This window comes from Flavobacteriales bacterium (assembly GCA_019694795.1).
GTDB lineage: Bacteria > Bacteroidota > Bacteroidia > Flavobacteriales_D > UBA2798 > UBA2798.
Genome location: JAIBBF010000023.1, coordinates 1 through 13,139, shown reverse-complemented (window position 1 = coordinate 13,139; position 13,139 = coordinate 1). Strand labels below are relative to the sequence as shown.

At 41.6% G+C, this 13,139-nt stretch carries 13 protein-coding genes; 7 read left to right on the top strand and 6 right to left on the bottom strand.

Translation table 11 applies throughout. The features are described from left to right. Window positions 1-5: 5 nt before the first annotated feature. The 4 genes from K1X56_08615 (at window position 6) to K1X56_08600 (ending at window position 4,177) form a co-directional block, all read left to right on the top strand. Window positions 6-707: a TrkA family potassium uptake protein gene (locus tag K1X56_08615; protein MBX7094769.1), complete on the top strand. Its 702-nt coding sequence runs from the start codon at window positions 6-8 to the stop codon at window positions 705-707. After that, complete coding sequence (locus tag K1X56_08610; protein ID MBX7094768.1) at window positions 707-1,423, top strand: SDR family NAD(P)-dependent oxidoreductase; 717 nt, start codon at window positions 707-709, stop codon at window positions 1,421-1,423. Before K1X56_08615 ends, K1X56_08610 begins: the two co-directional genes overlap by 1 nt. A gap of 5 nt (window positions 1,424-1,428) precedes the next feature. After that, a complete protein-coding gene (locus tag K1X56_08605) occupies window positions 1,429-3,537 on the top strand; it encodes a T9SS type A sorting domain-containing protein (protein MBX7094767.1) in 2,109 nt (702 codons plus the stop codon). Window positions 3,538-3,664: 127 nt separating this feature from the next. Beyond that, complete coding sequence (locus tag K1X56_08600; GenBank protein ID MBX7094766.1) at window positions 3,665-4,177, top strand: hypothetical protein; 513 nt, start codon at window positions 3,665-3,667, stop codon at window positions 4,175-4,177. A 48-nt stretch (window positions 4,178-4,225) separates the two neighbouring features. Here the strand turns inward: K1X56_08600 and K1X56_08595 are convergent, their stop codons facing one another. Genes K1X56_08595 through polA form a run of 3 tightly spaced genes read right to left on the bottom strand, consistent with a single transcriptional unit; the run spans window position 4,226 to window position 8,441 of the window. After that, entirely contained in the window at window positions 4,226-4,663 is a 438-nt protein-coding gene (locus K1X56_08595; protein ID MBX7094765.1) for a hypothetical protein, read from the bottom strand. Between the two features lie 5 nt (window positions 4,664-4,668). Further along, complete coding sequence (locus K1X56_08590) at window positions 4,669-5,577, bottom strand: hypothetical protein (GenBank protein ID MBX7094764.1); 909 nt, start codon at window positions 5,575-5,577, stop codon at window positions 4,669-4,671. 56 nt (window positions 5,578-5,633) lie between these two features. Continuing rightward, window positions 5,634-8,441, bottom strand: a complete 2,808-nt coding sequence (gene polA, locus K1X56_08585) for a DNA polymerase I (GenBank protein ID MBX7094763.1) — start codon at window positions 8,439-8,441, stop codon at window positions 5,634-5,636. Window positions 8,442-8,534: 93 nt separating this feature from the next. On the opposite strand from polA, the gene K1X56_08580 reads away from it, so the two are divergent. The 3 genes from K1X56_08580 to K1X56_08570 are packed head-to-tail and all read left to right on the top strand — an operon-like array spanning window position 8,535 to window position 11,217. Next, on the top strand, window positions 8,535-9,110 hold the full coding sequence (locus K1X56_08580; GenBank protein MBX7094762.1) for a hypothetical protein: 576 nt from the start codon (window positions 8,535-8,537) through the stop codon (window positions 9,108-9,110). Window positions 9,111-9,133: 23 nt separating this feature from the next. After that, window positions 9,134-9,619, top strand: coding sequence for a GAF domain-containing protein (locus K1X56_08575; protein ID MBX7094761.1), 486 nt, complete (start codon window positions 9,134-9,136; stop codon window positions 9,617-9,619). Then, the gene (locus K1X56_08570) at window positions 9,616-11,217 is read left to right on the top strand and encodes an Ig-like domain-containing protein (GenBank protein ID MBX7094760.1); all 1,602 of its coding nucleotides are present in this window, start codon (window positions 9,616-9,618) and stop codon (window positions 11,215-11,217) included. The genes K1X56_08575 and K1X56_08570 overlap by 4 nt, the downstream gene beginning before the upstream one ends. A gap of 3 nt (window positions 11,218-11,220) precedes the next feature. On the opposite strand, the gene K1X56_08565 is transcribed toward K1X56_08570, so the two are convergent. The 3 genes from K1X56_08565 to K1X56_08555 form a co-directional block, all read right to left on the bottom strand. Beyond that, a complete protein-coding gene (locus tag K1X56_08565) occupies window positions 11,221-11,682 on the bottom strand; it encodes an SRPBCC family protein (GenBank protein ID MBX7094759.1) in 462 nt (153 codons plus the stop codon). 31 nt (window positions 11,683-11,713) lie between these two features. Next, window positions 11,714-12,511 carry a 3-deoxy-8-phosphooctulonate synthase gene (gene kdsA, locus K1X56_08560; GenBank protein MBX7094758.1) on the bottom strand — a complete coding sequence of 266 codons (798 nt, stop codon included), beginning with the start codon at window positions 12,509-12,511 and terminating at the stop codon, window positions 11,714-11,716. Further along, on the bottom strand, window positions 12,504-13,139 hold a 636-nt coding region (locus K1X56_08555; GenBank protein ID MBX7094757.1), incomplete at its 5' end, for a KpsF/GutQ family sugar-phosphate isomerase. The genes kdsA and K1X56_08555, both read right to left, overlap by 8 nt.

Sequence of the window (13,139 nt, the reverse complement as noted above, 5' to 3'; positions counted from 1 at the left end):
AGATTATGCCATTACAGGGAAATAAGTTTGCAGTAATTGGAGTTGGACGCTACGGATCCAATATTGCTCGTCGCCTTGCCCAAAAAGGTGCAGAGGTGTTTTGTTACGATATGGATGAAGAAAAAATCGATAACGTAAAAGATGAAGTCGCCTATGCCGCAACCTTGGATTCGACCGACGACAAAGCCTTGATTTCGCAAAACATTACGGATTTGGATGGTGTAGTAGTTGCCATTGGAGAAAATTTTGAAGCGACCATTCTTACCTGTGCCCACTTAATTGATTTGGGAGTTAAACGTGTTATTGCACGGGCACATGGATTGCAACAGAAAATGATTCTTGAAAAAATTGGTGTTAAAGAAATATTATTACCAGAAGAAGAAGTTGCGTTTGTTGTTGCCGAGCGATTACTTAATCCAAGTATTGTTTCGTTTTTACAACTGCCCGACGATTATGAAATTGCCGAAGTAAAAGCGCCACGAAATGTTGTAAACCGCTCCTTGCAGGATATCGGATTGCGCGATAAATATCATCTTACGTTAATTACCATCAAACGATTGTTCGACGAGAAAGAAGGAAAAGAATTGGTTAAGGAAAATCACTTACTTGGTGTTCCAAGTTCAGAAACGGTCGTTTATCACACCGACACCTTAATTATTTTCGGAACATCACGCGACGTAGCCCGCTTTATTGAGATCAATCAATAATGAAACATTATTTTATTACCGGTACCGGAAGTGGTTTAGGAAAAGCACTGGCAGAAATGTTATTGTCCGAACACAAAGTGACCGGTATTTCGAGAAGCAATTCCATTTCACATCCGAACTTTACATTTATACAGGCAGATTTATCGCAACCGGGAAGTGTAGAAAAGATTGCGTTGGAATTTCCTGCCTCGTCGGATGAAGTTGTTCTCATCAACAATGCGGGAATGATTGGTGAAATTGATCGGGTTGGATCGCTGACGAATTCGCATTATGAGCAACTTTTTCATTTAAATGTTATTGCGCTCACCCAATTATGCGACCGTTTCCTAAGTCGCGCAAAAAATAAAAATTATCCTTGTTTAATCATTAACATCAGTTCCGGAGCAGCGAAAAGTGCTATTCCTTCCTGGGCTGCCTATTGTGCATCAAAAGCGGCAGTAGATGCATTCACGGAAGTGTTAGCTGTTGAATTAAAGGAAGTTGGGGCAGATCATATTCGCGCGTTTTCATTTTATCCCGGAATCATCGATACACCGATGCAAGCGCATATTCGCACGGCAAATGCATCCGGGTTTTCTTCATTAATCAGATTTCAGGAATACAAAAACAAAGGAGAACTCCACACACCTGCTTTTGTTGCCGAAAAATTATTGGGTATATTTCGGAAACCTGAAACCATCACCACCACTGTGGTGAACCTCAGAGAATATTGCTAAAAACCATGAAAAGAATTTTTACCCTTGCGCTGTCAGTTTTAACAGCATCATTATCCTTTGCACAGATAAAGGACGATCACGATCACATTAAGTATTGCGGACAACCTGCTTTTGAGCAGCGCGTAAAAAAATCCGTTGGCTATGGTCCGGTTCATCAGGCCATGGATGATGCTTATGAAAATGAAATTCAACAAATCATCGCCTCACAAGCAGGAGAACAACGCGGATCGCAAACCATTTATGTTATTCCCATTGTTTTTCACATTGTGCACGAAGGCGGACCTGAAAATATTTCGGACGAACAAGTGTATGATGCAGTACGCATTTTAAACCGCGATTACAATAAACTGAATTCCGATACCAGTATGGTGGTTTCTGCATTTGCAAATAATATTGCTGATGTTGGAATTGAATTTCGTTTAGCACAATACGATGAACTCGGAAACTGTGTGAGCGGAATTACCCGTACTTTTTCTACCCGTACCAATGATGGTGATAATGCCATGGTGGATGATGTAAATAAACATCTCAATAATAGCCTTACCAATTCCAACAATGTAAAATATCCGCGTAATCACTACCTCAATATCTGGGTATGTAAAAACGCAAGCGGTGCAGCAGGATATACCATGAATCCGAATAACTGGAACCAGGCGAAATACGATGGTATCTGGATCAATCATGATTACATTGGTGAAATCGGTACATCATCCGTTGTAAAAAGTCGCGCACTTACGCATGAAGTTGGACATTGGCTGAATCTATCGCATGTATGGGGAAGTACCAACAATCCGGGAGTTTCCTGCGGTGATGATAATGTAACGGATACACCACAAACCGAAGGTTGGGATAACTGTAATATCAATGGCGCTACTTGCGGAAATACAATTGATAATGTTCAGAACTACATGGAGTATTCTTATTGCTCAAGAATGTTTACCAACGGACAAAAAAGCAGAATGCGTGCAGCGTTAATTAGTACTGTTGGACAAAGAAATCAATTATGGACCAGCACGAATCTTGCTAACACAGGAACAGATGGTCCTGATAATTTATGTGCCGCAGCTTTCGGTTCTAACCGCTACATTATTTGCGCCGGAGAAACGATTAATTTCGACGATCAATCGTATCATGGTCCTACACAATGGAGCTGGACATTCAATGGCGCATCTCCATCTTCGAGCACCGATGAAAATCCTTCGGGAATTACGTATCCGAATGTTGGACAATATACCGTTTCACTTACTTCGGGTAATGGAGCGCAATCGGTAACATCTACAGTAAACAACTACATTACCGTAATTCCAAATGTGGGAATTCCCGGTCCTATCGTTGAAGGATTTGAAACCGTAACCGCAGTTCCAAACAATGAGTGGTTTGTTTACAATGCAGATGATGGTCAAACCTGGTCGGTAGTAAGCGGTGTTGCTGCTACCGGAAGCAAATCCATTAAAATGAACAATTACGCTGGTGGAACAGGAACGATTGATGAAATTATTTCTACCACCTACGACCTTTCTTCTTTCAGTTCGGTTACACTTTCATTTAAATATGCATTTGCGTATAAAACGAATTCCAATACCGATAAATTAAAAGTAATGGTGTCTAACGATTGTGGTGCAAGCTGGTCGGTGAGAAAAACATTATCCGGAACGAATTTCAATACAGCTCCGAATACAACTGGTGCATTTACACCGAATTCAGGTCAATGGGTAAATGTTGACGTTACCAATATTCTTCCTTCTTACCTCGTGCAGAATTTTATGTTTAAGATTTCGTTCGAAAATGGAGGAGGAAATAATATTTACATCGACGATATTAATATTTCCGGTGCAGTTGGCATTGATGAGCTCAGCGACCCATTCCATGTAAGTGTTTATCCGAATCCATCACGCGATTTTTCTACCGTTGCATTTTATACTTACGGAAATGATCAGGTAGAAATTGAATTGGCGGATATGTTGGGTCAGGTTGTTGCTAGTCATCAACTCGGAAATATGTCCAACGGCGATCACCAGTTTAACATTCAACGTGGCGATTTACCTGCAGGTGTTTATTTTGTTCGTCTTTTAGTTGGCGACCGCACCGTGGTGAAGAAACTGATTTTTGAATAAAGATTTCCTTTAACAGAAAGCCCCTTTTCATGGAGAAGGGGCTTTTTTTATATCTGATAGCGGATAATTGCGACCAAGCTGTTAGGCTTTTGGTAAAATTTTATGAAATTGCTTAAAATTTAAAACGATGAATGAGGCACATTTTCACCTTTTGGTGAACCATCTTCCCATCATGGGGAGTTTATTTGGATTAATTGTACTTGCACTAGGTTTTGCGCTTCGCAGCTCGGTAGTACGCAGAGTGGGATTATTCTTATTAATTCTTGGAGGATTAACGGCGATGCCTGCTAACTTCAGTGGTGAAGGAGCAGAAGAAGTGGTAGAATCATTACCGGGAGCAGATCATAAATTAATTCACGAGCATGAAGAAAGTGCCGAAGTTGCGCTGATTGTTTCCGTAATTGTGGCTTTGATTTCGATGGTAGGCTTGTTTGCTGAATGGAAAGGGAAGAAGTGGGCGATATATGTTTCCACCACTGTTTTGCTTCTTTCTGCCGGTAATTTTTATCTCCTTCGAAAAGTAGGAACCACCGGTGGTGAAATCAGACATAGCGAAATCCGAAAAGATTTTGTTGCTTCTCCGGAACATGAACATGAAGAAGAGCATGAACATGAAGATGGTGAACACGATGATGATTAAATAATAAAAGGCCGGTTATCCGGCCTTTTCTTTTTATCGGGAGTACTATTATTTTTTGAATCCGATCATAACAGTTACACAGCCTTCCGGCACAATGTCGTTCGTTGCTTTTGCTTCGGGGACATTAATCTCTACAATTAATTGTTGGGTAGAGGCCACTTTAAAATCGAAATAATTTTTATCAGGCGTTTTTTCTGAACTGAAAATCTGATTTCTGTCGGAATCAAGAACTCGGAAAGTGACTTTTCCTAATACCGGCATTGCGCAAATCATTAAACGATATTCTTGTCCGGAGAAAAAGGTCAGCAACAATTCCGCTTTATCGCCGGGAACTAGCACAGCATTGTTTAATTGTCCGTTGTGCAGAAATGGAGCAAGAGCCGGTTTACATTGGCGTTTTGCATAACTTTTACATTGCGCACTGGCTTCGGTTCCAAAGCCAATTAACATCAATGTTGCGAAGGTTAAACTATATATAAATTTCATGACGATCAGATTTTAACGTAAGATTCGCGGATTTCTTTAACCACTTTTTTCAGGTTTTTAAATTGATCCAGCGTGATGCTAATATTCGTTTTACCACCGATTACAGTTGTTCCGTTATTGTCGGTACTTACCTCCGTGCTTTGTTTTTCTACAGTAATATCTGCAAATGCAGCTTCGATTCGGAGTAAGTCTTCGTGCAATCCTTTTACATCTTCGTTTTCCTTATACTGCTCCACGAATTTTACGAGGTTAGATAATGAAAACTTTTGCTCTGCAATGCGGTTGAGAATATCCTGATTCGGTTTTTTCTCATTAACCGTCATACATGCCAGGTACAAACCTTCAATCCATCCGCCTCCGATAACCAATGCAGAAATATCGTCTTTATCGTTTTCTGCGAGGTATTCTTCTAATTCATAAAACATATCGCTGATGATGTTCAACATGGAATCGCGATTGTCGATGTTCTCTTCGGCACGGGTGATGGTTTCGTCTTTAATGGCGTTTTCAATTCCCAAACGCTCGGCCAGTGAACGTGTACATTCCATGTAGAACATGGTTTCGTTGGTGCGTTCGAAAATGGAACAATAGTTGAGATCTGCCCCGTAAATTCCGATGTTGAGTGCCTGCTTTCTGGAAGTGGTATAGCGATCAACCAGGTTGATGTCGTTTAACAACTTCATGTCGTAATTAGCACCTGCATCGCTGAGGAGTTCGGCCATTTCTGAAGTGGATGGAATACTGTAATACACCTTTTTCGCTTCTTCAATTTTCGATTTGGTATCGTCAATGGTGTCGTTCGCAATTTTTGCGCTGTCAACATTGCTCAACGCAGAATCGCCTTCTCCACCACCGCAGGCTGACCAGGTTAAAGCCACAGCAGCTAAACTCAAAAATACTATTCGATTTTTCATCAGTTCGGGGTTTGATTACTCAAATATATGGGAATTCGCAGATATTCAAAATGGATTTAGTGGGCTTCGAGCCAGTTTTTCCCTTTGTCGATCTCTACCAGCAAGGGCACACTCAAATCTACGGCATGTTCCATCTTGTCCTTGATCAGCGGAAGCAGTTCGTCCAGTTCCGACTGATGCGCATCAAATACCAATTCATCGTGGACCTGCAGCACCATTTTCGATTTCAGCTTGCGCTTTTTAATCTCTTCGTGAATGTTAATCATGGCTATTTTAATAATATCTGCCGCCGATCCCTGTAATGGGGCATTAATTGCATTTCGCTCGGCAAATCCTCTCACCGTGGCATTGCCGGAATCGATATCGGGTAAATACCTTCTTCTGCCCATGATGGTTTCTACATAACCCAGCTCATGTCCTTTTCGGATGCTTTCTTCCATATATTTTTTTACGGAAGGATATTGCTGAAAATAATTATCAATGATCTCTTTGGCTTCTTTTTGCGGAATACCGAGGTTTTGGGATAAACCATAGGCGGTTTGACCATAAATGATTCCAAAATTGACCGCCTTCGCGCGACTTCTCATGTCCTTGATCACATCTACTTCGGCAACGCCAAATACTTTCGCAGCAGTGGCAGTGTGAATGTCGATGTTGTTGCTGAAGGCGCGGACCATGTTTTCATCCTGACTCAATGCTGCCATTATCCGCAATTCAACCTGGGAATAGTCGGCCGACACTAAAACAAATTCTTCGTTTCTGGGGATAAATGCTTTCCGGATTTTTTTTCCGCGTTCAGTTCGAATAGGAATATTCTGCAGATTCGGATTGTTGGAAGACAAACGTCCGGTTGCCGCAACCGCTTGCATAAACGTGGTGTGTACGCGACCCGTTTTCGGATGCACCATTTCCGGCAGGGAATCCACATACGTACTTTTTAATTTTCCGATTTCACGGTAATCGAGAATTTTTTCGATGATCGGATGTTTGTCCATCAACTTCACGAGGATGTCTTCACTGGTGGCGTATTGACCCGTTTTCGTTTTTTTCGCTTTCTCGTCGATTTTTAAAACCTCGAAGAGAATTTGTCCAAGTTGTTTCGGCGAATTAATGTTGAAGGGCGTCCCTGCCAGTTGATTAATTTCTTTTTCGATGCCGGTAATTTCTATTTCCAGTTCAGCACTGTATTCGCGCAGAAAATCGATATCCAGATGCACGCCTTCCATTTCCATGTGAGCGAGAACGGGAACGAGCGGACATTCCACCGATTGAAACAATGCTTCGGCAGCGCGCGATTTTAATTCGGGTTCAAAACGAAGTTTTAGCTGATAGGTAATATCGGCATCTTCTCCTGCATATTCTGCAATTTGCGATAATTCAACATCGCGCATACTGCCTTGCGATTTTCCTTTTTTACCAATGAGTTCCTCAATGGAAACTGGTTGATAGTTCAGAAAATTTTCGGCCAGCTCATCCATTCCGTGACGTTGATCAGGTTCAATGAGATAATGAGCAAGCATGGTGTCGAACAATTCACCTTTTATTTCAATTCCATATTGCGCAAGCACCATGAAATCGTATTTAATATTTTGTCCGATTTTCCGTATTTCAGTTTGTTCAAATACGGGTTTAAATTTTTGCAGTATCGCTTTTGCTTCTTCCTGATTTTCCGGAAAGGGAACGTACCAGGCTTCGTGGCGGTGCCAGGAAAAGGACATCCCCACTAATTCCGCATCGAGCACCTCGAGTGATGTGGTTTCCGTATCGAAACAAAATTCACGCAATGTGCTAAGTGTTTGCACCAGGTGATTGATTTCCTCATCGGATGATGCAATTTTGTATTCGTGTTTTACGGTAGTAATGTTATCCAGCGAACGAATTTCTCCTTCGTGTTCTTCATTGTTTTCTTCTGCGTTGGCATCACCTGTGCTGAACAAATCAAACTGATCGCCTTTTTGAACAGCCGGTTTCAGTTCTTGTCCCAATACCCGCTTGGCAAGTGTTTTAAATTCGAGTTCGGTAAAGAGTTCAAGAATTTTTTCTTTGTCGGGTTCTTCAAGAATTAAATCCTGCTCATCAAATTCAACCGGCGAATCGGTAATGATGGTGGCCAGTCGTTTCGAAAGCAATGCCTGGTCTTTGTGTTGTTCGACTTTCTCCTTGAGTTTTCCTTTTAATTTATCGGCATTGGCAATTACATTTTCTACGCTGCCATATTCCTTCACCAACTGTGATGCTGTTTTTGGTCCGATTCCCGGAACACCCGGAATATTGTCAACCGCATCTCCCATGAGACCGAGGATATCGATGACCTGTTCGGGACGATCCACGCCGAATTTTTCGCAGACTTCCGCTACACCTAATACTTCTGCTTCATTACCGAAACGACCCGGACGATAAATGAGAATATTTTCATCAACGAGTTGACCAAAATCTTTGTCGGGGGTCATCATGTACGTAACATATCCCTGCTTTTCCGCTTTTTTTGCCAACGTTCCAATCACATCATCCGCTTCATAGCCATCCGTTTCAATTACCGGAATACGGAATGCCTTGATGATTTCTTTGATATAGGGAACACCAACGATAATGGCTTCGGGAGTTTCATCGCGATTGGCTTTATACTCGGAAAATTCTTCGTGGCGCACAGTTGGAGCGGCCGTATCGAAAACTACGGCAATATGAGTGGGTTTTTGCTTATTGAGCAGTTCTACCAGTGTATTGGTAAATCCCAAAACAGCAGAGGTATCGACCCCCTTAGAGTTAACGGGATTAAATTTGGCATTGGAGGCAAGCGCAAAATATCCTCTGAAAATAAGCGCAAAGGCATCCAATAAAAATAATTTTTTTTCGTTTTCTGGCATGGTGTAAAAATCTCCCCACAAGATAAGCAGAATGCCTTTCTGTTTTTTCGTATTTTGGCCTTGTTGAAAAAATGCCTTCTCATATTCCTGTTCATGCTGGGTTCATTTCATGCCTCCAGAGCGCAATATTTTGGCTGTGCCGATTTAATGCTGCGTATGATATTCAGCTGGGAGGAAGGTGGCTATGAATTAAAGTACACGTATTTTAACGATGAACCTGCTTATTTGCATGGCATTCGGGGCGGATGGTACATGGATGGTGAAGAAAAATGGGTGTTGGGATTTTCTTCTTATTTCGCCAGCACGGTAATCAATGAAAGTTTCAGTTTGCTCAATCGCCAGCAACTCGTTACCATGTACAGCACCGTTTATGTGGATTATACTTTTTTTCAGGATAAACCGGTCCAGTTAAATCCGCTTTTGCATCTGGGTTATGGCTTTGCCGAATTAACGGATTTAGGATTCGGAAGTACAGGTTCCGAATACAGCGGTTATTATCTGGTAGAACCGAATATCAATGCCACCATAAAGGTTTTTCGGTATATGAAATTCGGACTCGGACTCGGTTACCGTGCCGTGGGCGGTGTGCGCATGCAGGGCGCGGATAGTTATTCGCTGAGTGGATTAAGCATGAATGCCTTTATAAAATTTGGAGATTTCGGAGATTGAATATTTGCATATTTGCATTACGAATGGCAGAAGAATTACACATAGAAGTCAGTGCGAGTCGGAAAGAAAAATACGAATCGCTATTGCCCCAGCTGAAGGGATTAACGGAAGGCGAACCCGATTTAATTGCCAATATTTCGAATATCGTTGCCGCTTTAAAATCGACTTTTCAGTTTTTTTGGGTAGGTGTTTATTTCGTAAAAGAAAATGAACTGGTTCTGGGTCCCTTTCAAGGAACCATTGCCTGTACACGGATTGCTTATGGAAAAGGTGTTTGCGGTGCCTGTTTTAAAGAGAAAAAAACCATTATTGTTCCGGATGTAGATGCATTTCCCGGACATATCGCATGTAGTTCCGATTCCCGTTCCGAGATTGTAGTTCCGGTTTTGGACGCCAAAGGAAATGTGTTGCTGGTGCTGGATGTGGATAGTGATCAGCTGAATGATTTTTCGGAAGTGGATCAGTGGGGATTGGAAAATGTGGCCGGATTAATTCAATCGCTCCATTGAAAAAGTTTCTCCTTTTATACCTCATTGTATTTGCAGCATCCTGCGCGCAAATGGCGGTTCCTACCGGTGGGGATAAAGATGTAGTCCCTCCTCAATTGGTCAACGATCATTGTTACCCGAAAAACGGTTCCGTAAATGTTAATACCAAAGAAATCCGACTGGAGTTTGATGAGTATGTAAAATTAAACGATCCGCGTTCCAAAATCTTTTTTTCTCCCGCTTTGAGCACGAGTCCTGATTATATTTTGCGTGGTAAAACATTGTTTATTCATTTCAACGGCGATTTACAAGCCAATACCACGTACACCATGCACATGGGTTCGGCAGTGGTAGATATTACCGAAGGAAATCCGGCAGCGGGATTGAATTATGTTTTTTCAACGGGACCCGTTCTCGATTCGCTTCAGGTGAATGGGAAAGTGATCAACGCATTAAACCGAAATCCCGAAAAGGGAGTCATGCTTGCTTTGTATGAATTGAATCAGGATAGTGCTTTTTTTAAAGGACTCCCTTCCTATTTAAGCTTCAGCGATGCGCAGGGAAATTTTTCGATCAGTCATGTGAAAAGCGGAGATTATTTACTTTATGCACTCAAAGAAAGTAATGGCAATTATCGTTATGACGCCAGTGGTGAAGAGGCCGGATTTTTTGCCGACACCATTCATTTAAATGGGGGATTGTCGTTAGGAAACATTGAAATTTCCCTGATCAAAGAGCGGCGCGAAAAATTGTTTGTGCAGAAGCGCGAGTTTTTCGAACCCGGAATTCTGAATCTAATTTTTTCGCGTCCCTATAACGGTGTCCCCGAATTGTTTTCGATGAACGCGGACCGGCAACCGACGGCGGTAAGAAATTTTATTAAGCACGACGACAGTCTACAAATTTCCTTTTCCGATCCATTGGTTCAATCGCTGATTGTTCGGATTGAGGAAGATTCTGCGCATGTTTTTACGGATACCATTATGTTGTTGCGCGATGAAAAAAAGCGTGAAAAATCGCTGCAGCAACCCTTGATTTACCGGAATAACTTTACACCTTATCTCGATATTAAGCAGGATCTTCAATTGAAGTTTGATGTCCCCTGCGATATCATCGGAAACGATTTTCAATTATTGATCGACAGCGTTCGTGTTCAGGCAGAAATTGAAAAGGTGGATGAGAAAACCATCCTCATTCATCCCGTTCAACGTTTGGCTCCCGGAAGCCGCGGAATTTTACTAGTGGGGACTAATTTGGTGAAGGATGTATTCGGAAGAAGTATTTCGGCCGATACGCTTCGTTTTAAAGTAAGAAATGAAGATTATTACGGTGCTCTGTATCTCGATTTTAAACTGGAGAATCATCCGAACGGAATTTTGCAGTTGATAAATGATAAAGGACAAATCCGAACGCAGTGGAATAATCCTCCTTCTACCATACTTGAATTTCCATTGCTGGCACCGGGCAATTATAAATTGCGGTACATTATAGATACCGACGGAAACGGGGAATGGTCGCCGGGTTCTGTTACGGACAGAATATTACCGGAGCAGGTCATTTTATTTAATCAGGAAATTTCTATCCGCTCTAATTGGGATCTTGAGCTGGAGTGGAAATAAGATTTAATATTTTATTTCTCCGAATAGCTCAATGAGTTTCTTGCGGCGGTATTCGAAAATTGCATTTATTTTTTTTCGGATAAAAAGCCGGTTCATGAATTTTCCGATGATTCCCATAGGAATTTTATAATCGACAATGTCGGTCATCTCTATTCCGCCATCAATCACTTTAAAAAAATGCTGATGATGCCATACGGTATAAGGACCTTCTATTTGTTCATCGACAAAATACAGTGGTTCTTCAACGTGTTTTATTTCCGTTACCCAGGTGGTGGGGATGTTCATTAGCGGACGAACCTTATACTGAATAAATAATCCGGAATACATTTTTTCAGGAACCTCCGATTGGATTTCAAATCGCATTTCGGGTGGCGTAATAAGGGATAAATTTTTCGGTGACGAAAAAAAGTCCCAGGCCTGTTCTAAGCTGATCGGAATTTTTTGTGTGGCGGAGTAGGTATGCATACATACATAACAACGCCGGAGAGAAATAGTTTTATTTTTTCAAATGCGGCAGCACGTGATGTTGAAGTAAGGCTTCAAATTCGGAAAGTGGAATCATGTTCGGACCATCCGATAATGCTTCATCGGGATTGCGGTGCACTTCAAAGAAAAATCCGTCGGCACCCGCTGCTGCTGCTGCTGCTGCCAATAGGGGTGCGTATTCGCGGTTACCACCACTTTTACCTCCTGCACCTCCGGGTTTTTGTGTGGAGTGGGTCACGTCCATGCATACGGGATAACCAAAACTTTTCATGTCCACAATATTCCTGAAATCCACCACCAGGTTGTTATATCCAAACATGGTTCCCCGCTCGGTGAGCATAATTTTTTCGTTGCCGGTGCTTTTTACTTTATCCACCGGAAATTTCATTTCTGCACCCGATAAAAACTGCGCTTTTTTGATGTTTACGATCCTGCCTGTATTTCCTGCTGCTACGAGTAAATCGGTTTGTCGGCATAAAAAAGCAGGTATTTGCAAAACATCAATCACTTCTCCAGCAATGGCAGCTTGGTCGCTTTCGTGAATATCGGTAGTTACCGGTAATCCGAATTCCGTTTTTACTTTTTGTAAAATGCGTAATCCTTCTTCCATTCCATTGCCGCGAAACGAACTTACGCTGGTGCGATTCGCTTTATCGAAAGATGCTTTAAAAATATAGGTGAATCCGGTTTTTTCTGCAATTGTTTTTAATTGTTCGGCCAGATCCAACACCATTTTTTCATTCTCAATAATGCAGGGACCGGCAATCAGAAATTTTCCGGATTTAATTTTTTGATATAATTCAGTCATTGGTAATACTGTATAATTGAACAATTCCAACCAGTTGTTTTTTGTCTTCAACCAGTAAGGATGTAATTTTTAGTTTACTCATTAATTCTTCCGCTTCCACTAATTTCATTTCGCGAGAAATGCGCTTTGGATTTTTCGTCATGATTTCTCCCGCACTCACTTCGAATAAGTCCGCTTTGTATTTATCCATAGCTCTTCTTAAATCACCATCGGTGATGATGCCCTGGATAGATTTATTGTTTACCACTACAGCTAAACCCAAACGACCTTTCGTCATTACATCAATGATTTTACTGAACGGATCACCTTGTTTTAATAAGGGCAATTTTTCTTTGAACATCACCTGATCAACGGTGGTCAGTAATTTTCTTCCCAAACTTCCGCCGGGATGAAATTGAGCAAAATCTTCGCTTTTGAATTTTCGCGCTTTCATCAAGGCCACAGCAATAGCATCACCCATGGCCAGTGTAGCAGTGGTGGAAGAGGTGGGGGCTAATTCGAGTGGACAAGCCTCTTTATGCACTTTTACATTTAGATGAAAGTCGGAATGATTGGCCAATGTACTTTTCGGATTACCGCTGATGCCGATGAGTTTTATTTTTTGTTTTTTAATAAAGGGAATGAGCTT

What these genes read in the sequence shown, in the direction of transcription:
- K1X56_08580 (MBX7094762.1), top strand. Translation starts at nt 8,535, where the DNA reads ATGCTGGGTTCATTTCATGCCTCCAGAGCGCAATATTTTGGCTGTGCC.
- K1X56_08565 (MBX7094759.1), bottom strand. Translation starts at nt 11,682, where the DNA reads ATGCATACCTACTCCGCCACACAAAAAATTCCGATCAGCTTAGAACAG.
- K1X56_08605 (MBX7094767.1), top strand. Translation starts at nt 1,429, where the DNA reads ATGAAAAGAATTTTTACCCTTGCGCTGTCAGTTTTAACAGCATCATTA.
- kdsA (MBX7094758.1), bottom strand. Translation starts at nt 12,511, where the DNA reads ATGACTGAATTATATCAAAAAATTAAATCCGGAAAATTTCTGATTGCC.
- polA (MBX7094763.1), bottom strand. Translation starts at nt 8,441, where the DNA reads ATGCCAGAAAACGAAAAAAAATTATTTTTATTGGATGCCTTTGCGCTT.
- K1X56_08610 (MBX7094768.1), top strand. Translation starts at nt 707, where the DNA reads ATGAAACATTATTTTATTACCGGTACCGGAAGTGGTTTAGGAAAAGCA.
- K1X56_08595 (MBX7094765.1), bottom strand. Translation starts at nt 4,663, where the DNA reads ATGAAATTTATATATAGTTTAACCTTCGCAACATTGATGTTAATTGGC.
- K1X56_08575 (MBX7094761.1), top strand. Translation starts at nt 9,134, where the DNA reads ATGGCAGAAGAATTACACATAGAAGTCAGTGCGAGTCGGAAAGAAAAA.
- K1X56_08600 (MBX7094766.1), top strand. Translation starts at nt 3,665, where the DNA reads ATGAATGAGGCACATTTTCACCTTTTGGTGAACCATCTTCCCATCATG.
- K1X56_08590 (MBX7094764.1), bottom strand. Translation starts at nt 5,577, where the DNA reads ATGAAAAATCGAATAGTATTTTTGAGTTTAGCTGCTGTGGCTTTAACC.
- K1X56_08615 (MBX7094769.1), top strand. Translation starts at nt 6, where the DNA reads ATGCCATTACAGGGAAATAAGTTTGCAGTAATTGGAGTTGGACGCTAC.